This is a genomic window from Chromobacterium vaccinii (genome assembly GCF_000971335.1).
Taxonomy (GTDB): Bacteria; Pseudomonadota; Gammaproteobacteria; order Burkholderiales; family Chromobacteriaceae; genus Chromobacterium; species Chromobacterium vaccinii.
This window is the reverse complement of the sequence record NZ_JZJL01000007.1, coordinates 68179-89494: the sequence shown is the minus strand read 5'-3', so window position 1 is coordinate 89494 and position 21316 is coordinate 68179. Positions and strand designations below refer to the sequence as shown.

General features: G+C 66.7%; 20 protein-coding genes. 8 read left to right on the top strand and 12 right to left on the bottom strand.

What is annotated here, in order from left to right; genetic code table 11:
* The 6 genes from moaD to tkt all read right to left on the bottom strand — a co-directional run bounded on the left by moaD (position 1) and on the right by tkt (position 7032).
* The gene (moaD, locus tag VL52_RS05285) at positions 1-252 is read right to left on the bottom strand and encodes a molybdopterin converting factor subunit 1 (protein ID WP_046156054.1); all 252 of its coding nucleotides are present in this window, start codon (positions 250-252) and stop codon (positions 1-3) included.
* A gap of 287 nt (positions 253-539) precedes the next feature.
* Positions 540-1604 (bottom strand): class II fructose-bisphosphate aldolase, encoded by a 1065-nt coding sequence (gene fba / locus VL52_RS05280; RefSeq protein WP_046156053.1) that lies wholly within the window; start codon positions 1602-1604, stop codon positions 540-542.
* 84 nt (positions 1605-1688) lie between these two features.
* Complete coding sequence (locus tag VL52_RS05275; RefSeq protein ID WP_021475430.1) at positions 1689-2318, bottom strand: LysE family translocator; 630 nt, start codon at positions 2316-2318, stop codon at positions 1689-1691.
* A 137-nt stretch (positions 2319-2455) separates the two neighbouring features.
* Positions 2456-3631: a phosphoglycerate kinase gene (locus VL52_RS05270; protein WP_046156052.1), complete on the bottom strand. Its 1176-nt coding sequence runs from the start codon at positions 3629-3631 to the stop codon at positions 2456-2458.
* A 309-nt stretch (positions 3632-3940) separates the two neighbouring features.
* A complete protein-coding gene (gap, locus tag VL52_RS05265) occupies positions 3941-4951 on the bottom strand; it encodes a type I glyceraldehyde-3-phosphate dehydrogenase (protein ID WP_046156051.1) in 1011 nt (336 codons plus the stop codon).
* A gap of 92 nt (positions 4952-5043) precedes the next feature.
* Entirely contained in the window at positions 5044-7032 is a 1989-nt protein-coding gene (tkt, locus tag VL52_RS05260; RefSeq protein WP_046156050.1) for a transketolase, read from the bottom strand.
* A 241-nt stretch (positions 7033-7273) separates the two neighbouring features.
* Between tkt and VL52_RS05255 the strand changes: the two genes are divergently transcribed.
* Positions 7274-8011 (top strand): BPSS1780 family membrane protein, encoded by a 738-nt coding sequence (locus tag VL52_RS05255; protein WP_046156049.1) that lies wholly within the window; start codon positions 7274-7276, stop codon positions 8009-8011.
* Between the two features lie 77 nt (positions 8012-8088).
* On the opposite strand, the gene VL52_RS05250 is transcribed toward VL52_RS05255, so the two are convergent.
* The 3 genes from VL52_RS05250 to VL52_RS05240 form a co-directional block, all read right to left on the bottom strand.
* Positions 8089-8760, bottom strand: coding sequence for an O-methyltransferase (locus tag VL52_RS05250; RefSeq protein WP_235429212.1), 672 nt, complete (start codon positions 8758-8760; stop codon positions 8089-8091).
* Between the two features lie 14 nt (positions 8761-8774).
* Positions 8775-9392, bottom strand: coding sequence for a glutathione S-transferase family protein (locus VL52_RS05245; protein WP_046156048.1), 618 nt, complete (start codon positions 9390-9392; stop codon positions 8775-8777).
* 100 nt (positions 9393-9492) lie between these two features.
* On the bottom strand, positions 9493-9762 hold the full coding sequence (locus VL52_RS05240; RefSeq protein ID WP_046156047.1) for a hypothetical protein: 270 nt from the start codon (positions 9760-9762) through the stop codon (positions 9493-9495).
* Positions 9763-9861: 99 nt separating this feature from the next.
* Here VL52_RS05240 and VL52_RS05235 point away from each other — a divergent pair, with 99 nt between their 5' ends.
* The 5 genes from VL52_RS05235 to VL52_RS05215 all read left to right on the top strand — a co-directional run bounded on the left by VL52_RS05235 (position 9862) and on the right by VL52_RS05215 (position 13427).
* Complete coding sequence (locus tag VL52_RS05235; protein ID WP_046156046.1) at positions 9862-10584, top strand: helix-turn-helix transcriptional regulator; 723 nt, start codon at positions 9862-9864, stop codon at positions 10582-10584.
* A gap of 59 nt (positions 10585-10643) precedes the next feature.
* Positions 10644-11033, top strand: a complete 390-nt coding sequence (locus VL52_RS05230) for a VOC family protein (protein WP_046156045.1) — start codon at positions 10644-10646, stop codon at positions 11031-11033.
* A 22-nt stretch (positions 11034-11055) separates the two neighbouring features.
* On the top strand, positions 11056-11430 hold the full coding sequence (locus VL52_RS05225) for a DUF4440 domain-containing protein (protein WP_046156044.1): 375 nt from the start codon (positions 11056-11058) through the stop codon (positions 11428-11430).
* A gap of 151 nt (positions 11431-11581) precedes the next feature.
* On the top strand, positions 11582-12106 hold the full coding sequence (locus VL52_RS05220) for a hypothetical protein (RefSeq protein ID WP_052717383.1): 525 nt from the start codon (positions 11582-11584) through the stop codon (positions 12104-12106).
* A gap of 43 nt (positions 12107-12149) precedes the next feature.
* Positions 12150-13427: an MgtC/SapB family protein gene (locus tag VL52_RS05215; protein WP_235429211.1), complete on the top strand. Its 1278-nt coding sequence runs from the start codon at positions 12150-12152 to the stop codon at positions 13425-13427.
* Between the two features lie 97 nt (positions 13428-13524).
* On the opposite strand, the gene VL52_RS05210 is transcribed toward VL52_RS05215, so the two are convergent.
* The 3 genes from VL52_RS05210 to metH are packed head-to-tail and all read right to left on the bottom strand — an operon-like array spanning position 13525 to position 18179.
* Positions 13525-13953, bottom strand: a complete 429-nt coding sequence (locus VL52_RS05210) for a hypothetical protein (RefSeq protein ID WP_046156042.1) — start codon at positions 13951-13953, stop codon at positions 13525-13527.
* Positions 13950-14453: a DUF2878 family protein gene (locus tag VL52_RS05205; protein WP_046156041.1), complete on the bottom strand. Its 504-nt coding sequence runs from the start codon at positions 14451-14453 to the stop codon at positions 13950-13952. The genes VL52_RS05210 and VL52_RS05205 overlap by 4 nt, the downstream gene beginning before the upstream one ends.
* Positions 14454-14465: 12 nt before the next feature.
* Positions 14466-18179, bottom strand: a complete 3714-nt coding sequence (gene metH, locus VL52_RS05200) for a methionine synthase (protein ID WP_046156040.1) — start codon at positions 18177-18179, stop codon at positions 14466-14468.
* A gap of 123 nt (positions 18180-18302) precedes the next feature.
* Between metH and VL52_RS05195 the strand changes: the two genes are divergently transcribed.
* Positions 18303-19061 carry a substrate-binding periplasmic protein gene (locus tag VL52_RS05195; protein WP_046156039.1) on the top strand — a complete coding sequence of 253 codons (759 nt, stop codon included), beginning with the start codon at positions 18303-18305 and terminating at the stop codon, positions 19059-19061.
* A gap of 97 nt (positions 19062-19158) precedes the next feature.
* Positions 19159-21300, top strand: a complete 2142-nt coding sequence (locus VL52_RS05190; RefSeq protein ID WP_046156038.1) for a UvrD-helicase domain-containing protein — start codon at positions 19159-19161, stop codon at positions 21298-21300.
* The last annotated feature ends 16 nt before the right edge of the window (positions 21301-21316 follow it).

The following is a 21316-nucleotide window of genomic DNA, read 5'->3' as shown; positions in this document are numbered from 1 at the left end:
TCAGCCCCCGGTCACCGGCGGAAACACCGCCACTTCGTCGCCATCGGCCAGCGGCGTGTCCGGCCTCGCCATCTCCTGGTTCACCGCCACCCGGAACACCTTGTCCGCCGCCAGCTCCAGCGCCCATACCTGGCCGCGCTGGCGCAGCTCGGCCAGCAGCTCGGCCACGTTGGCCGCCTCGCTGTCCAGCTGCTCGCTCTCCACGCCCAGCGTCTCGCGCAGCCGGGCGAAATACAGCAGGCTCAATTTCATGGGTCCCTCCTGATTCTTGATCCGAATACCGGCAGTGTATGCAAACCGCCGGGCCGGGCCAATGCCGGCGCGCAAACATCGTTCATTGGCAAAAAAAAACCCGCCGCGAGGGCGGGTAGGGCAGTCGGCATGGCAACCGGCGTCGCTCGGATGAGCCTACGCCAGTATGCATACGGAACCCGTTCCTGAAATGACAAATGAATTATTGCTTCCCAGGCAAAGCCTTGCAAGCGCTTTTACATCTTGCTTACAAAGCCCGCCCGGCCTCATTCATCGTCATCCGGCGCTCAACGCACGATTTGCGCGAGCTCGCCCTTCAGGTACTTATTGGCCATGGAGTCCAGATTGATGGCCTTGATCTTGCTGGCCTGGCCGGCGGAGCCGAAGGCCTCGTAACGTGCGATACAGATGTCGCGCATCGCTTCGATGGTCTTGGCCAGATATTTGCGCGGATCGAACTCGGCCGGGTTCTTGGCCATGAACTGGCGGATGGCGCCGGTGGACGCCAGGCGCAGATCGGTGTCGATGTTCACCTTGCGCACGCCGTGCTTGATGCCCTCGACGATCTCCTCGACCGGCACGCCGTAGGTTTCGCCGATGTCGCCGCCGAATTCGTTGATGATCTTCAGCCAGTCCTGCGGCACGCTGGAAGAACCGTGCATCACCAGGTGGGTATTGGGGATGCGGGCGTGGATTTCCTTGATGCGGTCGATGCGCAGCACGTCGCCGGTGGGCTTCTTGCTGAACTTGTACGCGCCGTGGCTGGTGCCGATGGCGATGGCCAGCGCGTCCACGCCGGTGTCCTTGACGAAGCGGGCGGCTTCTTCCGGATCGGTCAGCAATTGGCTATGGTCGAGCACGCCCTCGGCGCCGACGCCGTCTTCCTCGCCGGCCATGCCGGTTTCCAGGCTGCCCAGGCAGCCGATCTCGCCTTCCACCGACACGCCGCAGGCGTGGGCGAAGTTGACCACGGTGCGGGTGACGCCGACGTTGTAGTCGTAGTCGGCCGGGGTCTTGCCGTCGGACTTCAGCGAGCCGTCCATCATCACCGAGGAGAAGCCCAGCTGGATCGAGCGCTGGCAGACGTCCGGGCTGGTGCCGTGGTCCTGGTGCATCACCACCGGGATGTGCGGGAATTCTTCGATCGCGGCCAGGATCATGTGGCGCAGGAAGGGGGCGCCGGCGTATTTGCGGGCGCCGGCCGAAGCCTGCACGATCACCGGCGCGTCGACTTTGTCGGCCGCTTCCATGATGGCGCGCATCTGTTCCAGGTTGTTGACGTTGAAGGCCGGCAGGCCGTAGCTGTATTCCGCCGCGTGGTCCAGCAGCTGGCGCATGGAAACGAGTGCCATGAGTTTCTCCTTCGGGAAGCCCCGCGCTGCGCGGGGCCGGTTCGAAAAAAACGGCTGACGATGGCGAATCGGCAGCCGTGATGGTTATTGTCGAGACAGGCCGGTCAGCAACAGGCCGGCGCCGACGAAGGCCCCGCCGCTGAAGCGGTTGACCAGGCGCAGCCGGCGCGCGCTGTTCAGCCAGCGCGCCAGCCGGGCCCCGCCGCTGGCGTAGCTCAGCTGCCAGCAGGACTCTATCAGGTAGAACGTGGCCGCCAGGATGGCCAGCTGCGGCCCCTGCGGCTGATGCGCGTTCATGAATTGCGGGAACAGCGCGGTGAAGAAGATGAAAGCCTTGGGGTTGCTCATCGCCACCAGGAAGCCGCGGCGGAACAAGGCCCACGGGCCGTGTTTGCCGCTGTCGTCCTCGCGCAGCTCGGCCACCGGCTGCGGCAGGCTGCGCCAGGTCTTGACGCCCAGGTACACCAGGTACAGCGCGCCGGCGTACTTGACGATGGAGAATAGCAGCTCGGACGTCGCCAGCAGCGCGCCCAGCCCGGCCACCGAGCCCAGCATGATCAGGCCCAGCGCGGTCATCAGCCCGCAACAGGTCATCAGCGTGCGGCGCACGCCGTAATGAATGCCGTGCGTCATCGCCAGCAGCATATTGGGGCCGGGCGTGGCGGAGACGAAGAACACGGTGGTGACGAACAACAGCCAGGTTTGCAGCGACATCACATTCTCCTGCTGGGGGGATACCCGCCAGTATAACGGAGCGGCCGGCCCAGGCGGCCAGTCGTGCGCCCGCTGTTCGCCAAAATATCCATATTCTCAAGCGCATGGCGGCAAACGCCGCCATGCGATCCTTCCCTTTAACCCGCGCGCTCGGCCAGGATGGCCACCGCCGGCAGCTCCTTGCCCTCCAGGAATTCCAGGAAGGCGCCGCCGCCGGTGGAGATGTAGCTGATGTCGTCGGTGATGCCGTACTTGGCGATCGCCGCCAGCGTGTCGCCGCCGCCGGCGATCGAGAACGCCTTGGACTGGGCGATGGCATGGGCCAGGGTCTTGGTGCCGTTGCCGAACTGGTCGAACTCGAACACGCCGACCGGGCCATTCCACACCACGGTGCCGGCCTGGGCGATGATGGCGGCCAGCTGTTTGGCGGAGTCCGGGCCGATATCGAGGATCATGTCGTCGGCGCTCACTTCGCTCACCGGCTTGGTGACAGCGGCGGCGGTCTCGGCGAATTCCTTGGCGCACACCACGTCGGCCGGCAGCGGCACGTCGCCGCCGCGGGCGCGGATCTTGGCGATCACGCGCTTGGCGTCTTCCACCAGTTCGGCCTCGGCCAGCGATTTGCCGATGGCCTTGCCCTCGGCCAGCAGGAAGGTGTTGGCGATGCCGCCGCCGACGATCAGCTGGTCCACCTTGTCGGCCAGCGCTTCCAGGATGGTCAGCTTGGTCGATACCTTGGAGCCGGCGACGATGGCCACCAGCGGGCGGGCCGGCGCTTGCAGCGCCTTGCCCAACGCGTCGAGCTCGGCCGACAGCAGCAGGCCGGCGCAGGCGGCCGGCGCGAACTTGGCCACCGCGTGGGTGGAGGCCTCGGCGCGGTGCGAGGTGCCGAAGGCGTCGTGGACGAACACGTCGCACAGCGCGGCGTAGGCGCGGCCCAGCTCGTCGTTGTTCTTCTTCTCGCCCTTGTTCAGACGCACGTTCTCCAGCATCGCCACCTCGCCCGGCGCCAGCTCGACGCCGGCGTGGAAGTCGGCGATCAGGCCCACCGGCTTGCCCAACAGCTCGGACAGGCGGGCCACCACCGGCGCCAGGCTGTCTTCCGGCTTCGGCTCGCCCTCGGTCGGGCGGCCCAGGTGGGTCATCAGCAGCACGCCGGCGCCGGCCTTCAGGCAGTGTTCGATGGTAGGCAGGCTGGCGCGGATGCGGGTGTCGTCGCCGATCACGCCGTTCTTCAGCGGCACGTTCATGTCCACGCGGATCAGCGCGCGCTTGCCGGAAAGATTCTGTTCGGAGAGTTTGTTGAATTTCATCGTTTCACTCACTCGGTTTGGATGCGGAACGGTCCGGCAAGCGGCGGGCCGCCGGTCTTGCGGAACAGGCTGGAACGAAACCACGGGCAATCCTTTTCGACGCGCGGGCTGTCGCAAAATTTCCCGTCCGCTGCCGCCGTATCCGGCGCGCTGGGCGCGCGGACCGATGATCGCCCCTATCCGGCAGTGTATGCCAATCAGGCGGCGTCACTTTAACACCAATCAAATTTTTTGCGCGCGCCATGTAACAAAACAACAGGGCGAATGGCATGAAATCGCCGCCCGCCCCGCCGTTTCGCGCCGCCCGCCTCAGCGGCCGAACATCGCGCGCGCGGTGCGCAGCATCTGGCAGCTGAAGCCCCACTCGTTGTCGTACCAGGCCAGCACCTTGACCAGGTTGCCGCCGGTCACCTTGGTCAGCGTGGAGTCGAAGGTGGACGCTTCCTCGGTGTGGTTGAAGTCGCCGGACACCAAGGGCAGGGTGTTGAAGCCCAGGATGCCCTTCATGCTGCCGTTGGCCGCGCCTTGCAGGATCTCGTTGATCTCGTCCTTGCAGGTGTCGCGCATCGCGGTGAAGGTCAGGTCCACCAGCGACACGTTGATGGTGGGCACGCGCACCGCGAAACCGTCCAGCTTGCCTTTCAGTTCCGGCAGCACCAGGCCGACGGCCTTGGCCGCGCCGGTCTTGGTGGGAATCATGTTGTCGGTGGCGGAGCGGGCGCGGCGCAGGTCCTTGTGCTTGACGTCGGTCAGCACCTGGTCGTTGGTGAAGGCGTGGATGGTGGTCATCAGGCCCTTCTTGATGCCGATCGCGTCGTTCAGCGCCTTGGCCACCGGCGCCAGGCAGTTGGTGGTGCAGCTGGCGTTGGACACCACGGTCATCTCCGGCGTCAGCGTGTCGTGGTTGACGCCGTAGACGATGGTGGCGTCGACGTCGTCGCCGCCCGGCGCCGAGATCAGCACCTTCTTGGCGCCGGCGTCGATATGGGCCTGGCACTTTTCCTTGCTGGTGAAGGCGCCGGTGCACTCCAGCACCAGGTCCACCTCCAGCGCCTTCCACGGCAGCTCGGCCGGGTTGCGGGTGCTGAAGAACGGAATCTTGTCGCCATTCAGGATCAGGTGTTCGCCATCCTGCTCGACGCTGCCGGGGAAACGGCCGTGCACGGTGTCGAACTGGGTCAGGTGGGCATTGATGTTCAGGTCGCCGGAGGCGTTGACCGCCACCACCTTGAAGTCGTCGTGCAACTTGTTTTCGTAGATGGCGCGCAGAACTTGGCGGCCGATGCGGCCGTAACCGTTGATGGCGAGGCGGATGGTCATGCTTCTCTCTTCTCCAGGGCACTGAATGTAGTGGCGTCACTACATGACACGGCAAAAAAAGACCACCGGAGAACCGGTGGTCTGTTTACGTCTTAACGCAGAACGGCGCGGATCTTGGCGACCACGTTTTCCGCGGTGAAGCCGAACTCCTTGAACAGCTGGCCGGCCGGCGCGGATTCGCCGAAGTGGTCGATGCCGACCACGTCGCCTTCCAGGCCGACGTACTTGCGCCAGAAGTCCGGATGGCCGGCCTCCACCGCCACGCGCGGCAGGCCCGCCGGCAGCACGCTCTGCTGCCAGGCCTTGTCCTGGGCGTCGAACACATTGGTGCAAGGCATGGACACCACGCGCACCGGCACGCCTTCGGCGGCCAGCGTTTCCTGCGCCTTCAGCGCCAGCTCCACTTCGGAGCCGGTGGCGATCAGCACGGCCTTGGCGCCGGCCGCGTCGCGCAGCACGTAGCCGCCCTTCTTGATCGCGGCGGTCTGCGCGGCGTCGCGGGCGACGAAGGGCAGGTTCTGCCGGCTCAGCACCAGGCTGGACGGGGTGGTTTTCTGCTCGATCGCGTGCGCCCAGGCCACCGCGGTCTCGGTGGTGTCGCACGGACGCCAGACGTGGTGGTTGGGGATGTAGCGCAGCGTGGCGGTCTGTTCCACCGGCTGGTGGGTCGGGCCGTCTTCGCCGAGGCCGATCGAATCGTGGGTGAACACGAAGATCGGGTTGATCTTCATAAGCGAGGCCATGCGCAGCGCGTTGCGGGCGTATTCGCTGAACATCAGGAAGGTGCCGCCGTACGGGCGCAGGCCGCCGTGCAGCGTCATGCCGTTGATGATGGCGGCCATGCCGAACTCGCGCACGCCGTAGCTGATGTAGTTGCCGTTGCCTTCGCCGTCTATCCACTTGCTGCCAGACCAGTTGGTCAGGTTGGAGCCGGTCAGGTCGGCGGAGCCGCCGACGAACTCGGGCAGGGACGGGGAGAACGCTTCCAACGCGATCTGGCTGGCCTTGCGGGTGGCCACGGTCTGGGCGGCGTCGGCGATCTTGGCGATGGCGGCGGCCTGGGCTTCGGCCCAGCCGGCCGGCAGCTCGCCCGCCATCCGGCGCTCGAACTCGGCGGCCAGTTCCGGATGCGCGGCGCGGTAGGCGTCGAAGCGCTTGTTCCATTCGATTTCGGCGACGGCGCCCTGGTCGCGGGCGCTCCACTCGGCGTAGATCTCGGACGGGATTTCGAACGGCGCGTGCGGCCACTTCAACAGATCGCGCGCGGCGGCGATCTCGGCGGCGCCCAGCGGCGCGCCGTGGCAGTCGTGGCTGCCCTGCTTGGTGGGAGCGCCGAAACCGATGGTGGTGCGGCAGCAGATCAGCGTCGGCTTGTCGGCGCTCTTCTTGGCGGTGGCGATCGCAGTGGCGATCTCGGCCGGATCGTGGCCGTTGACGTTGCGGATCACCTGCCAGCCGTAGGCTTCGAAGCGGGCCGGCGTGTCGTCGCTGAACCAGCCTTCGACGTGGCCGTCGATGGAGATGCCGTTGTCGTCCCAGAACGCGACCAGCTTGGAGAGGCCCCAGGTGCCGGCCAGCGAGCAGGCCTCGTGGCTGATGCCTTCCATCAGGCAGCCGTCGCCCAGGAAGGCGTAGGTGTGATGGTTGACGATTTCATGGCCGGCGCGGTTGAATTGGGCGGCCAGCATCTTCTCGGCCATCGCCATGCCGACGGCGTTGGTGATGCCCTGGCCCAGCGGGCCGGTGGTGGTTTCCACGCCCGGCGCGTAACCGTATTCCGGGTGGCCCGGCGTCTTGGAGTGCAGCTGGCGGAAGTTCTTGAGGTCGTCGATGGAGAGATCGTAGCCGGTCAGATGCAGCAGGCTGTAGATCAGCATCGAGCCGTGGCCGTTGGAGAGAACGAAGCGGTCGCGGTCGGCCCAGTCCGGGTTCGCCGGATTGTGCTTCAGGTGATCGCGCCACAGGACTTCGGCGATGTCCGCCATGCCCATCGGCGCGCCCGGGTGGCCGGATTTGGCTTTTTCCACGGCGTCCATGGAGAGGAAGCGAATAGCGTTGGCAAGCTCGGTGCGGGTAACCATGCAGGTAAAACCTCAAGACTATTGGGAACCGGTACGACGGTCCATCCCTCGCGCTCGATGCGGCTGGCGACAGGGGCACTCCGTCGCAAAACCGCGAGATTATCGCCGATTTTGCCCTTTCCCGGCAACCGGCCGTCCCGGCGCAAATTGAGTACAATCAGGCATAAGCAACGATCAAACGCAGTCTTTCGACATATTCGATCAACATTCCGCGCCCGCGCGCGCCTTTCCGGAGAACCCCATGCAGCAACCCAACAGTCCGCCCATCCATCGCAAAGTCGGCGCCGGCCGAGGCTGGCGCTGGTTCGTGGAAGCCTTCCAGATCGTGCGCCAGCAACCGTTGACCTGGGTGCTGCTGACCCTGGTCTACCTGGTGATCCAGATCGCGCTGAGCGTGGTGCCGGTGCTGGGCGATCTGGCCAGCGCGCTGATCGGCCCGCTGTTTGCCGCCGGCTTCGTGATGGCCGCCGCCAAATCCGAACGCGGCGAGGAACTGGAGCTGGCCGACCTGTTCGCCGCCTTCCGCCAGATGCCCGGCCCGCTGCTGCTGCTGGGCGCGATGATCTTCGGCCTGATGCTGGTGGTGATCGTGGCCGCGGTGGCGATGGGCGTGTCCGGCGGCCTGATGGCCGGCCTGTTCGGCAAGGCGGCCGGAGCGGGCGCGGGCACCGCCGCGGGCGGCGGCGCCGCCGTCGCGCTGGGGGCGCTGGCCCTGATCGGCGGCGTGCTGGTGGGCATGGCCTACTGGTTCGCGCCGACCATGGTGGCGCTGAACCGCATCGATCCCTGGCCGGCGCTGCGCGCCAGCCTGAAGGCCTGCCTGAGCAACTGGCTGCCGCTGCTGGTGGCCAGCCTGGTGCTGGGCCTCAGCTGCATGGTGGCTTTGCTGCCGCTGGGCCTGGGCCTGCTGCTGTGGATCCCGGTGGCCTTCGTCACCGCCTACACCGGCTGGCGCGACGTGTTCGAACCCCAGCAATAAGCCGCGCGGCCGGCAAGGCCGCGCAGCCAAACGAAACGGGCGGGGCCTCGCGGCGCCGTCCGTTTTCGCGTCCGCGCTCAGCCTTCGACGATGGCCAGCGCGAAGCCGTCGTAGCCCTTGCCGCCCACGGTCTGGATCGCAGTGGCCGACAGCCGCGGATGGCTACCCAGCAGCTCGATGAAGCGGCGGGTGCCGACGATGGCCGGATCGGGATTGGCCGGATTGGCCACCTCGCCCTGGCGCGCGACGTTGTCGCCGACGATCACCGTGCCCGGCCGCGACAGCCGCAGCGCCAGTTCCAGATACACCGGATTGTTCGGCTTGTCGGCGTCGATGAACACCAGATCGAACGGCGCCGCGCCGTCGTCTATCAATCGTTGCAGCGAATCCGCCGCCGCGCCCTGAATGATGTCCACCTTGCCGGCTACGCCGGCGCGGGCCAGATTGGCGGCCGCCACTTCGACATGCCTAGGCTCGTACTCCAGCGTCACCAGCCGGCCGTTCTCCGGCAGCGCGCGCGCCAGCCAGATCGTGCTGTAGCCGCCCAGGGTGCCGATCTCCAGAATCCGGCGCGCGCCGTGGATGCGCGCCAGCAGGTTGAGGAATTTTCCCTGGTTGGGCGCCACATTGATCGCCGGCAGCCCGGCGGCGGCGCTGTCGGCCAACGCCGCCTCCAGCGCGGCGTCCTGCGGAACCAGCTGTCGGCAGAAATAATCGTCCACCGCGTTCCATTGCGCTTGCATCGTCATCTCTCGGTTCTCCATCAGGCCACCCCCTCGCCGCCGTGGGCCTGGTAGGCGGGGCGGCGGCGCAGGCGTTCGAAATAGGCTTCGGTCTTCGGCAGCGCCGGCTTGTCGAACGGCGTCAGCAGCCAGCGCTGCACCGACACCCCCAGCACGATGTCGGCCAGCGTGAACGCGTCGCCCCGCGCCCAGCTCTCGCCCAGCAGCGACTCCAGCACCGCCATCTGCTTTTTCCACGCCGCCACGCTGTCGGCGATGCGCGCCGGATCGCGGTGGTCGGGGCTGTTGCGGCTCAGCGCGTGGAAGGCGTAGCTCCAGGCGGGGTTCAGATCCGCGGCCTGCCAATCCATCCAGCGCTCGACCTGGGCGCGGGCGGCCGGATCGGCCGGCAGCAGGTCGTGGCGGCCGTGCTTGGCGGCCAGATAGCGGCAGATGGCGTTGGATTCGGACAGCGTCACCTCGCCGTCCACCAGCGCCGGGATCATGGAGAACGGATTCAGCGCCAGGAATTCCGGATCGGCGACCGGGCGCACGCCGCGCCCCCAGTCCTCGCGCTCGTAGTCGAGGCCGATTTCATGGCAGGTCCACAGCACCTTGCGGACATTGATGGAGTTGCTGCGGCCGAGAATGCGGAGCATGGCGGCTTCCTCGCGGTGGGGAAACCGCCAGTATAATCCGATTCATGCCGTATGATTATTTCGCCGGCTGCCGGCGCGCAAGATATCCTCAAGACCCGCGCTAGGCTTCTTCCAGCCCTGCCCGCAGCAGCCGGGCGTGCAGCACCATGTTCTCCAGCGTCAGCCGCGCGGTGGCGGCCAGATAGACCAGCATCCGCTTGGCCTCGTCCGGCTCCTCGGCGCGAAACACCAGCTCGCGCTCCAGCAGCGAATCGACGATCAATTCGCGCAGGTTTTGCTCGTCGAACGGCAGGTCGGCGTAATCGATCGGGTCCTCCGACTCCACGTCCTCCACCAGGCACAACAGGCTTTCGCGACTGAGCATGTCCATGATCCCCTCCCGCGTGACGGCCCGGCGGGCCCTTGATTCAGTGTAGCCGCCCGCGCGTTGGCGCTACACTTGGCAACCCCGCAGCCAACGATCACTCCCATGCGCAAAGCCGAACGCCTGTTCCAACTGGTCAACCTGATCCGCGCCCGCCAGCCCATCACCGCGGCGGAGCTGGCCGAGCGTCTGAGCGTGTCGGTGCGCAGCATCTACCGCTACATCGACGATCTGTCGGTCAACGGCATCCCGGTGTACGGCGAGGCCGGCGTCGGCTACCGGCTGGACGAGAACTTCGAATTGCCGCCGTTGACGCTGAACTCGGCCGAGCTGGAGGCGCTGACGCTGGCGATGGACATGCTGTCGCGCGCGGTGGGCAACGACCTGAGCCGGGCGGCGCAAAGCCTGCTGGCCAAGATCTACGCCAGCCTGCCCGACGCGCGCGCCAGCGACGGCGAAGGCGCGGTGCTGGCCTTCACCGAGCCGTTCGACGACGCGCACAAGGCGCGCTGGGACCAGCTGCGCCTGGCCATCGCCGAACGCGCGGCGCTGGACATCGACTACTTCAGCCTGGCCCAGGCCCACACCCGGCGCACGGTGTTTCCGCTGGGCCTGCTGTACTGGGGCGGCAAGTGGACGCTGGTGGCGTGGTGCGGCCTGCGCGGCGACTACCGCAGCTTCCGCGTCGACCTGATCCAGGCGCTGCGGCGGACCGAATCCCCGCCGCCGCCATCGCACGCCAGCCTGGCCGACTACCTGCGCCGGCAGCAGCAGGCGTGGCGGCGGGAGCATGCCACTGACAATACGCTGTCAGCAGGGGCATTCTAAACTGTCGCATGGGCGCGGCGGTCCAAGCCATTTCCGGCGCCCTAAACGAAAGGAAAACCATGCCCTCCCACCCCTTCTGCGTCCGGCTCGCCGTGCAGGACGCCGGCGCCACGCTGGACTTCTTCGAGTCGCTCGGCTACGAAGTCGTCCGCGACAGCCTCTCCCGGCACGAAACCGTGCACGCGGTCCGCGAGGGCGGCGCCACGCTGTTCACCGTGCAGCCGCGCGCGGGCGCCTGCGCCTTCCTGCCGCGCCCGGCATCGAGCCTGTCGCCGGCCAGCGCCATCTTCTACCTGCGCGTCGACGACATCTTCGCCAAGCTGGACCAGGCGGGCGACAAGATAGACATCATCGCCAGGTACGAGGACGACCACTGCCGGATCTGCTACTTCCCGGACCCGGACGGCCACGTGTTCGCCTTCATCGAGCGGGAAGAGGAAGCCGCGTGACCTCATGCGCTATGCTTCAGGCATGAACGCGATCATCATCCCCTCCCTGTCCTTGCTGCTGTCCCTCGAGGAAGGCGTGTGGCGGGCCTTCGTGGCCGGCGACGCCGATGCCGACGCCGCGCTGCTGGACGACGACTTCGTCGGCGTCTACGCCAGCGGCTTCTCCAACCGGGACGAGCACGTCGCGCCGCTGCGCGCCGGCCCCGCCGCCGTCCGCTACCAGTTGGACCAGGCGCGGCTGGTCTGGGCCGCCCCCGGCGCCGGCCTGCTCAGCTACCGCGCGCAATGGCTGCGCCCCAACGCCGAACAGGAGGAAACCATGTACATCTCCTCGTTGTGGCTGCGCCGGGACGGCCGGTGGCGCAACCTGTTCAGCCAGGACACCCCAGTTCCATAGTCCAGGCCCTGCGCGGCGCGGCTTCACGCGGCGCGATCATGCGCGTTGACAGAAATGGCGGCTTATCCACAACGCTCGCCGACTTCCTCTTTTATCCACAGCCATCGCCGATGGCATGAGGCCACTCCCAGACTGGCCAAGGAGACCGTCCATGCGCATGTCCCGCTCCATCCTCCTCGCCCTGCTGGCGCTGAGCGCCGCGCCGCAGATCCACGCCGCGGCCTGCACCGCCAACGCCAATGTCCAAACCAGCGCCAAGTCCGACGCCGACAACCGCGCGGCCGGCGGCAAGGGCGGCCACGTCGGCCTGCACATGAAAAACGCGGCGCTGCCGCTGCCGTCCAGCGGCGCGCAAAGCCAGATCGACAAGTCGGTGTTCGAAAACTGGGCCGCTTTCAAACAGTCCTTCGACAAATGGAGCAAGGACACCACCAAGCCGCACGTCAACTGCGGCACCAGCGGCGGCCCCAAGGACATCGTCGACGCCGGCCTGGTCGGCGTCACCCAGGGCTGGAAATGCACCAAGGCCGGCGGCAACGGCCTGTGCGAAACCTGGCAGAAGTTCACCCCGGTCAAGGTCTGCTTCTGGTATTACAACGCGCCCGGCAGCGGCGGCACCGCCGGCAAATGGCTGCTGAACACCGCTTACCCGTCGCTGAACGCAGACTGCTCGTAGCCGACGCGCCGGCGGCGGCGTATCCTGAAGGGAATGCATCGTCATGCAGGCAGGTGCGAAGATGATCTACCCGGACTGGCTGCCGCCGGAAGCCACGCAAATCATCGTGGTGCTGTTCCTGTCCTTCCTGATCGGCCTGGAACGGGAAGAGCGCAAGACCAACGGCGATCCCTACGCCTTCGGCGGCGTGCGCACCTACCCGTTGATCGGCCTGATAGGCTACGCGATGTCGGCGTTGTCCGGCGGCGAGCTGCTGCCGCTGACGCTGGGCTTCATCGTGGTGGCCGCCTTCCTGCTGCTGTCCTACTGGCACAAGCTGGACGCCTCAGGCCAGTCCGGCGTCACCGGCCAGATGTCCGCTCTGGCCACCTATCTGATCGGCGCACTGGTGTTCCGCGAGTTGTTCTGGCTGGCCACCACGCTGACCGTCGCCAGCGTGCTGCTGCTGGAGTTCAAGGCCGGCCTGGAAAGCCTGGCCCGCCGCATCGACCCGGCCGACATCCTCACCGTCACCCAGTTCCTGCTGCTGGCGGCGGTGATCCTGCCCTTGCTGCCCAACGCGCCTTTGGGCCGCTTCAGCATCAACCCGTTCCAGGCCTGGCTGGTGGTGGTGGCCGTCAGCGCCGTGTCCTACGGCAGCTACCTGCTGCAACGACTGCGCCAGGGCCGCAGCGGCCTGCTGCTGGCCGCGCTGGCCGGCGGCGCCTACTCATCCACCGTCACCACCGTGGTGCTGTCTCGCCGTTCGGTGGCCGCCGGCTCGCCCAGGCTGTACGCCGGCGCCATCCTGATGGCTTCCGGCATCATGTATCTGCGGCTGGGCGTGTTCCTGGCGCTGTTCAATCCCGCGTTGCTGCAGCGGCTGTGGCTGTCTTTCCTGCTGCTGGCGGCCGCGGCGCTGCTGGGAGGCTGGTTGTGGGCGAAAAGCGGCCATGAGGCGGCGGCGCGGCGGCAGGAAGACTACCGGCCGCGCAACCCGCTGGAAATCGGCGCCGCGTTGCTGTTCGCGCTGCTGTTCCTCGCCATGCTGGCCGCCACCCGGCTGGCCAGCCAATATCTGGGGGCCGGCGGCGTGTACGCGCTGGCGGCGGTGATGGGCGTCAGCGACGTCGACCCCTTCATCATGGGCATTACCCAATCCACGCCCGCGCTGACGCCGCTGCCGGTGGCCGCCTCGGCCATCCTGATCGCCGCCGCGGCCAACAACGCCGCCAAGGGCGTCTACGCCTGCGCGCTGGGCGCGCGCGAGGCTGGGCGGCAAAGCCTGTGGCTGTTGCTGGCGTTGGCGGCGCTGGGCCTGCTGCCGCTGGGGTGGGCATGAAGCCGCTGGCATGGACAGATCAAAAACACGGGACGATCCGGAAGCGATCAACCGATCGTTATCCACAACCCCGCCCCAATGCAGAATATATCCACAGCTACCATTCGCAGCGCCGCCCCGAAGAATCCAACGCGGCCAGATCCTCGGCGAACTCGACTTCGCGGCCGTCGGCGCCGCGATAGTGGAAACCGTAGTAGCGGGCGCCCTGGTGGACCGTGGTGTAGCGGCCATGGATTTTCCCGTCGACGATCTCCAGCCATTCGTCGGTGAACTGCCAGGGCCGGTCTTCGGCCAGCATTTCATGCTCGCCGCGCAGCCACGCCAGCGTGATCGGCCGGCCGCGCTTGCCATAGCGGACATAGGCCGCCTGCCAGCCGGCGTCCGCGTCGCCGACCACGGTGAACTGCAAATGGACCGGCTTGCCGCCGTTGTCGGCGCTGAAGCAGCGGGTTTCGCTATCGACCGCGGCCCAAGCCGACCAGGGCGGGCACCACAGCAGCGCCATCCCCAGCATCGCCCGCTTCATTCCGTCCTCGCCTCAGCCGGAAGGCGGCCAGCCAGCCTCAGCGTCTGCGGCAGCAGCAAACCCCACGACAGCGCCAGCAAGGGCAGGAGCAGCCACCATGCCGCGCCGGGCTGCAAGGCTTGCAGCTTGAACGCCGCGTAGCGGGCCAGCGGCGCGGCGATCGCGCCCAACAGCATCAGCAAGCGCGGCGACGGCCGCCAGGCTTGCAGCAGCCACACCCACCAGCAGGCGAAACCCAGCCACCACACCATCATCCACAAAGGCAGCGCGCCGACGCCGACGAAGCGCAGCAGGCCCGCGGCCGCCAGCGCCAGATCCAGCAGGCAGCCGATGCCGGCCAGCAGCAGCGCCCGCCCGCGCAGGCCGCGCGGCAGAGCCTCCCACAGCAGCAGGGTGGCGGCCAGCGTCACCATCACCCAGCGGTCGCGGCACACGGTCAGCAGCAACCACCAGCCGCCGAAGGCGAGGCTGGCGAGGGCGGGTTTGATCCAGGGCCTCATCGCTGGCGCGGCCTAGGCGTCGTAGCCCAGATTCGGCGCCAGATCGCGCTCGGCCTGCTCCAGCGTCACGCCGCGCCGCTCGGCGTAACTCGCTACCTGGTCCTTTTCCACCTTGCCCACGCCGAAGTAGCGCGAAGCCGGGTGGCTGAAGTAAAAGCCGGACACCGCGGCGGTGGGCAGCATCGCGTAGCCCTCGGTCAGCGTCATGCCGATGGCCGGCGCGTCCAGCAGCTGGAACAGCTCGGTCTTCACCGTGTGGTCAGGGCAGGCCGGATAGCCGGGAGCCGGGCGGATGCCGCGGTACTGCTCGTCTATCAGCGCCTCGTTGTCCAGATGCTCGTCGGCGGCGTAGCCCCAGAACTCGCGCCGCACGCGGGCGTGCATCAGCTCGGCGAAGGCTTCGGCCAGGCGGTCGGCCAGCGCCTTCAGCAGGATGGCCGAGTAGTCGTCGTTGGCGTCCTCGAAGCGCTTCACGTGCGGTTCGATGCCGATGCCGGCGGTGACGGCGAAGGCGCCGATATAGTCTTCCACGCCGCTGTCCCGGGGCGCGATGTAGTCGGCCAACGCCCAGTTGGCCTTGCCGTCCATCTTGGGCAGCTGCTGGCGCAGGCCGACCCAGGTCATCAGGCTGGCGCTGTTGTCCGGATTGCGGATCTCGATGTCATCGCCATTGACGCTATTGGCCGGGAACAGGCCGATCACCGCGTTGGCGGCCAGCCAGTTCTCGTCGACGATTCGCTTCAGCATGACCTGGGCGTCTTCATACAGCGCGCGCGCCGATTCGCCGACGATCTCGTCATTCAGGATGCGCGGGAAGCGGCCGGCCAGCTCCCAGCTCTGGAAGAACGGCGTCCAGTCGATGTAGGCGGCGATCTCGGCCAGCGGATAGTTCTCGAAGCGGCGCACGCCCAGCCATCGCGGCTTGGGCGGAACGTAATCGGCCCAGTCTATCTTTTCCTTGTTGGCGCGCGCCGCCTCCAGGCTGACCACCTTGCGGTTGGCCTTGTTGGCGTGGCCTTCGCGCGCACGCTGCTGTTCGGCGGCGTTTTCCAGCACAAAGGCGTCCTTCAGGGTATCGGACAGCAGGTTGGAGCAGACGCCCACCGCGCGGCTGGCATCCGGCACGTAGATGACCGGCTGCCGGTAATGCGGCGCGATCTTCACCGCGGTGTGTACCTTGGAGGTGGTGGCGCCGCCGATCAGCAGCGGCACCGCGTGATCCAGCCGCTGCATCTCCTTGGCGACGTGGCTCATCTCCTCCAGGCTGGGGGTGATCAGGCCAGACAGGCCGATGATGTCGGCCTTGTGCTCGACGGCGGCGTCCAGGATCTTCTGGCACGGCACCATCACGCCCAGATCGATCACCTGGTAGTTATTGCAGCGCAGCACCACGCCGACGATGTTCTTGCCGATGTCGTGCACGTCGCCCTTGACCGTGGCCATGATGATCACGCCCTTGGCCGGCGCGTCGGCCAGGCCCAGGCGGATCTTCTCTTCCTCGATGAACGGCTCCAGGTGGGCGACGGCGGCCTTCATCACTCGCGCCGACTTCACCACCTGCGGCAAGAACATCTTGCCGGCGCCGAACAGGTCGCCGACCACGTTCATGCCGTCCATCAGCGGGCCTTCGATCACGTGGATGGGCCGCGCCGATTTCAGCCGCACCTCCTCGGTGTCCTCGACGATGAAGGTGGTGATGCCCTTGACCAGCGCGTGCTCCAGCCGCTTTTCCACCGGCCAGCCGCGCCAGGCCAGGTCCTCGCCCTTTTTCTCGCCGGCCGCCTCGCCCTTGAACTTCTCGGCCAGCTCGATCAGCCGCTCGGTGGCGTCGCCGCCGTCCTTGGGGTGGCGCATCAGCACCACGTCCTCGATGCGCTCGCGCAAGCTTGCGTCGACTTCGTCGTACACCTCCAGCGCGCCGGCGTTGACGATGCCCATGGTCATGCCGCGCTGGATGGCGTGATACAGGAACACCGCGTGTATCGCTTCGCGCACCTTGTTGTTGCCGCGGAAGCTGAATGACACATTGGACACGCCGCCGGAAATCTTGGCGTGCGGCAGATGCTGCTTGATCCAGCCGGTGGCCTCGATGAAGTCCAGGCCGTAGCGGGCGTGCTCGTCGATGCCGGTGGCGACGGCGAAGATATTGGGGTCGAAGATGATGTCTTCCGGCGGAAAACCCACCTCGTCCACCAGGATGCGGTAGCTCTCGTCGCAGATCTCGATCTTGCGCGCGTAATTGTCGGCCTGGCCCTGCTCGTCGAAGGCCATCACGATCACCGCGGCGCCGTAGCGGCGGATCAAGCGCGCCTGTTCGACGAACTTGTCGCGGCCTTCCTTCATGGAGATGGAATTGACGATGCCCTTGCCCTGTATGCATTTCAGGCCGGCCTCGATCACCTCCCACTTGGACGAGTCGATCATGATCGGCACGCGGGCGATGTCCGGCTCCGACGCGATCAGGTTCAGGAAGCGCACCATCGCGGCGTGGGCGTCCAGCATGCCCTCGTCCATATTGATGTCGATGACCTGGGCGCCGTTCTCCACCTGCTGCCGCGCCACGTCCAGCGCGGTGGCGTAGTCGCCGTTCAGGATCAGCTTGGCGAAGGCGCGGGAACCAGTGACGTTGGTGCGCTCGCCCACGTTGACGAACAAGTCGCCGTCGCCGATGTTGAACGGCTCCAGGCCGGACAATCGGCACTTGGCCTCGATCTGCGGCAAGGGCCGCGGCGCGACGCCTGCCACAGCCTGGGCGATGGCGGCGATGTGCTCCGGCGTGGTGCCGCAACAGCCGCCGACGATGTTGATCAGCCCGCTCTCAGCCCATTCGCGCACGTACTCGCCCATCGCTTCCGGCTCCAGATCGTAGCCGCCGAAGGCGTTGGGCAGGCCGGCGTTGGCGTGCACGGAGACGTAGGTGGCCGACACCCGCGACATTTCCTCGACGTAGGGCCGCAGCAGATCCGGGCCCAGCGCGCAATTGAGGCCGAAGCTGACGGCGTCGGCGTGCGACAGCGAGTTGTAGAACGCTTCGGTGGTCTGGCCGGTCAGCGTGCGGCCGGACTGGTCGGTGATGGTGCCGGAAATCATGATCGGCAAGCGCGGCGTGTTCGGGCGCTCGTCGAAATACCGGTGGATGGCGAACACCGCCGCCTTGGCGTTCAAGGTGTCGAAGATGGTCTCCACCAGCAGCAGGTCGGCGCCGCCGGCCACCAGGCCGTCTATCGCCTCGGTGTAGCTTGTCACCAACTCGTCGAAGCTGACGTTGCGGTAGCCGGGGTCGTTGACGTCCGGGCTGATGGAACAGGTGCGGTTGGTGGGACCGAGCACGCCGGCGCAGAAGCGCGGCTTGGCCGGGTTCTTCGCGGTCTCCGCCGCGCACAGCTCTTTAACCAGCTTCGCCGCCTCGCGGTTGATCTCCCACACCAGCTCTTCCATCTGGTAGTCGGCCATCGCGATGGAAGTGGCGTTGAAGGTGTTGGTTTCGACGATGTCGGCGCCGGCGTCCAGATAGGCCTGGTGGATGCCGGCAATCACGTCGGGGCGGGTCAATGCCAGCAGATCGTTGTTGCCCTTGACGTCGCAGCGCCAGTCGGCGAAGCGTTCGCCCCGGTAATCGGCCTCGTCCAGCTGATGGCGCTGGATCATGGTGCCCATGCCCCCATCCAGGATCAGGATGCGTTGCGATAACTGCTGATAAACGGGATGAAGGAATGGCTTTGTCATGGCGGTGGCTGGTATTTTGTCTAAAACGAAAGCAAACGCTGGTACTTCTGAGCTTCAATCCATCTTAACATCGTCGTTCGATGCGTCAGTCTTCCGGCAATAGAATATTGAGAGAGTACCCATATGGCCAGTTTGCATAAGAAATGGCTGTTGCCGTTGTGTCTATTTTCCTTGATAGCCCAGGCCGAACCGACGCCATTGCGAATCGGCGTATCGGATACCGACGCGGCTCCGATCGCGGTGCTGGCCGAGGACGGCAGCACGCTGAGCGGGGGCCTGGCCCGCGATCTGGGCGCGCTGCTGGCCGACGAGATGGGCATGAAGCCGCAATTCACGCTGCTGGCGCGGCGGCGGGTGGAGCCGTCGATAGAAAGCGGCAAGGTGGACATCATCTGCAACGCCAATCCCGACTGGTATGGCAACTCCGCCCGGCTGAGCTGGAGCCATGAAATCTATCCGCTGGTGGAGCGCGTGCTGTCGCTGAAGAGCCAGCCCCCGTTGCGCCAGCTGGACGATCTGGCCGGCAAGCGCATCGGCACCATCCACGGCTACCATTACCCGTCGCTGGAATACCTGTGGTCCGGCAACCGCAGCGAGCGCGTCACCGAGGCTCGCTTCGACCTGCTGCCCAAATCGCTGGACAAGCGGCTGAGCGACGTGGCCATCGTCACCGAGCTGACCTATGTCTGGTGGGCCCGCGGCCATGCCCAGGAAGCGGCCAGCTTCAAGATCCATCCGCTGGTGGTGTCGTCGCAGCCGACGATGTGCGCGCTGTCGCAACGCTCGCCGGTGAAGCTGGACCAGTTGAACCGCGCGATCGACCGCCTGCACAAGAGCGGCCGGCTGAAAACGCTGATGTCGCACTACCTGTGGCAGGAATAAACGCCGCGTCCGGCTGATCCTCCGCGCCGCCGGACGGGGACGGACCGCTCGACTCGCATGCTAAAATGGCTTTTTTGCAGCGAAAAAGCGTCCCGACATGAGCGATCTGTTAGCCGGCCTGAATCCCGAACAACTGCGCGCCGTCACCTGGCCCGCCAAGAGCGCGCTGGTGCTGGCCGGCGCCGGCAGCGGCAAGACCCGGGTGCTGACCACCCGCATCGCTTGGCTGCTGTCCACCGGCCAGACCTCGCCGGCCGGGGTGCTGGCGGTCACCTTCACCAACAAGGCCTCGCGCGAGATGCAGACGCGGCTGTCGACGCTGGTGCCGGTCAATGTGCGCAATATGTGGATCGGCACCTTCCACGGCCTGTGCAACCGCTTCCTGCGCATCCACTACCGGGACGCCGGCCTGCCGCAAACCTTCCAGATCCTCGACTCCGCCGACCAGCAGGCCGCGATCAAGCGCCTGCTGAAAAGCCTGGAGCTATCGGACGAGAAATACCCTCCGCGCGCGGTGCAATCGTTCATCAACGGCAACAAGGAAGCCGGCCTGCGCGCCGAATCGCTGCCGCCGGCGCTGAACCCGTACGAAGCCAAGCTGGTGGAGCTGTACGCCGCCTACGACGCCCAGTGCCGGCGCGAGGGCGTGGTCGACTTCGCCGAGCTGCTGCTCAGAAGCTACGAGCTGCTGTCCCGCAACGAGGCGCTGCGCGCGCATTACAGCAGCCGCTTCGCCCACATCCTAGTGGACGAATTCCAGGACACCAACCGCCTGCAATACGCGTGGTTGAAACTGCTGGCCGGCGAGCACGGCGCGCTGTTCGCCGTCGGCGACGACGACCAGAGCATCTACGCCTTCCGCGGCGCCGAAGTCGGCAATATGCGCGCGCTGCTGTCCGACTTCCAGGTGGCCGAGCCGGTGCGGCTGGAGCAGAACTATCGCTCGATGGGCAACATCCTCAACGCCGCCAACGCGCTGATCGAACGGAACGACGGCCGCCTGGGCAAGAACCTGTGGACCGACGCCGGCGAGGGCGAAAAGATCCGCTTCTACCAGGCCGGCAGCGACGGCGACGAGGCTGAATTCATCATCGATGAGGTCAAGAGCCTGCACCGCGAAGGCCTGGCGCTATCCGACATGGCGGTGCTGTACCGCTCCAACGCCCAGTCGCGGCTGCTGGAGCACGTGCTGGTCAACGCCCAGATTCCGTACCGGATCTATGGCGGCCTGCGCTTCTTCGAACGCCAGGAGATCAAGCACGCGCTGGCCTACCTCAGGCTGGTCGCCAACCCGGACGACGACAACGCGCTGCTTAGGGTGATCAACGTGCCGGCGCGCGGCATCGGCGCGCGCAGCGTGGAAAACCTGCAGGCCTCCGGCCGCGAGCAGGGCATCTCGCTGTGGCAGGCCGCCTGCGGCGCCGGCAGCGGCCGCACCGCCGCCAAGATCGGCGAGTTCGTGCTGCTGATCGAGCGGCTGCGCGAGCAGAGCCGCGACTTCAGCCTGGCAGAAACCATCAGCCTGGTCATCGACCGCAGCGGCCTGCGCGACATGTACGAGCAGGACAAGAAGGACGGCGAGGAGCGGCTGGCCAACCTGGACGAACTGGTCAACGCCGCCGCCAGCTTCATGCCCGACCAGCCGGAACAGGCGCTGACCGAATTCCTGTCCGCCGCCAGCCTGGAAGCCGGCGAGCACCAGGCCGACGCCGGCAGCGACGCGCTGCAGCTGATGACGGTGCACGCGGCCAAGGGCCTGGAGTTCGACGCCGTATTCGTCAGCGGGCTGGAAGAAGGCCTGTTCCCGCACGAGAACAGCGTGATGGACGGCAAGGGCCTGCAGGAGGAGCGCCGGCTGATGTACGTGGCCATCACCCGCGCCCGCAAGCGGCTGTATCTGTCCAGCGCGCAGAGCCGGATGCTGCACGGCCAGAGCCGCTACCCGATCCCGTCGCGCTTCATCGACGAGATTCCGGCCGAACTGATCCATTCGCTGTCTGCTACAGTGAAAGCACCCGTTGCGCCGCAGCAGGCGCGGCGCTCCGCCGCCATGCCGCGCCGGCAGGCGGAAAACGCCTACGGCCTGTCCATCGGCCAGGCGGTCAGCCACGCCAAGTTCGGCATCGGCGTGGTGATAGACGCCGAGGGCAACGGGGAGGATGTGCGGCTGCAAATCAACTTCGCCGAACACGGCGTCAAATGGCTGGATATGCGCTATGCGAAACTGAGCCCGGCCTGAGCCGGGACGCGCGCGC

Coding starts and splice junctions, on each gene's coding strand:
- moaD (WP_046156054.1), bottom strand. CDS start 252: ATGAAATTGAGCCTGCTGTATTTCGCCCGGCTGCGCGAGACGCTGGGC.
- fba (WP_046156053.1), bottom strand. CDS start 1,604: ATGGCACTCGTTTCCATGCGCCAGCTGCTGGACCACGCGGCGGAATAC.
- VL52_RS05275 (WP_021475430.1), bottom strand. CDS start 2,318: ATGTCGCTGCAAACCTGGCTGTTGTTCGTCACCACCGTGTTCTTCGTC.
- VL52_RS05270 (WP_046156052.1), bottom strand. CDS start 3,631: ATGAAATTCAACAAACTCTCCGAACAGAATCTTTCCGGCAAGCGCGCG.
- gap (WP_046156051.1), bottom strand. CDS start 4,951: ATGACCATCCGCCTCGCCATCAACGGTTACGGCCGCATCGGCCGCCAA.
- tkt (WP_046156050.1), bottom strand. CDS start 7,032: ATGGTTACCCGCACCGAGCTTGCCAACGCTATTCGCTTCCTCTCCATG.
- VL52_RS05255 (WP_046156049.1), top strand. CDS start 7,274: ATGCAGCAACCCAACAGTCCGCCCATCCATCGCAAAGTCGGCGCCGGC.
- VL52_RS05250 (WP_235429212.1), bottom strand. CDS start 8,760: ATGACGATGCAAGCGCAATGGAACGCGGTGGACGATTATTTCTGCCGA.
- VL52_RS05245 (WP_046156048.1), bottom strand. CDS start 9,392: ATGCTCCGCATTCTCGGCCGCAGCAACTCCATCAATGTCCGCAAGGTG.
- VL52_RS05240 (WP_046156047.1), bottom strand. CDS start 9,762: ATGGACATGCTCAGTCGCGAAAGCCTGTTGTGCCTGGTGGAGGACGTG.
- VL52_RS05235 (WP_046156046.1), top strand. CDS start 9,862: ATGCGCAAAGCCGAACGCCTGTTCCAACTGGTCAACCTGATCCGCGCC.
- VL52_RS05230 (WP_046156045.1), top strand. CDS start 10,644: ATGCCCTCCCACCCCTTCTGCGTCCGGCTCGCCGTGCAGGACGCCGGC.
- VL52_RS05225 (WP_046156044.1), top strand. CDS start 11,056: ATGAACGCGATCATCATCCCCTCCCTGTCCTTGCTGCTGTCCCTCGAG.
- VL52_RS05220 (WP_052717383.1), top strand. CDS start 11,582: ATGCGCATGTCCCGCTCCATCCTCCTCGCCCTGCTGGCGCTGAGCGCC.
- VL52_RS05215 (WP_235429211.1), top strand. CDS start 12,150: ATGCAGGCAGGTGCGAAGATGATCTACCCGGACTGGCTGCCGCCGGAA.
- VL52_RS05210 (WP_046156042.1), bottom strand. CDS start 13,953: ATGAAGCGGGCGATGCTGGGGATGGCGCTGCTGTGGTGCCCGCCCTGG.
- VL52_RS05205 (WP_046156041.1), bottom strand. CDS start 14,453: ATGAGGCCCTGGATCAAACCCGCCCTCGCCAGCCTCGCCTTCGGCGGC.
- metH (WP_046156040.1), bottom strand. CDS start 18,179: ATGACAAAGCCATTCCTTCATCCCGTTTATCAGCAGTTATCGCAACGC.
- VL52_RS05195 (WP_046156039.1), top strand. CDS start 18,303: ATGGCCAGTTTGCATAAGAAATGGCTGTTGCCGTTGTGTCTATTTTCC.
- VL52_RS05190 (WP_046156038.1), top strand. CDS start 19,159: ATGAGCGATCTGTTAGCCGGCCTGAATCCCGAACAACTGCGCGCCGTC.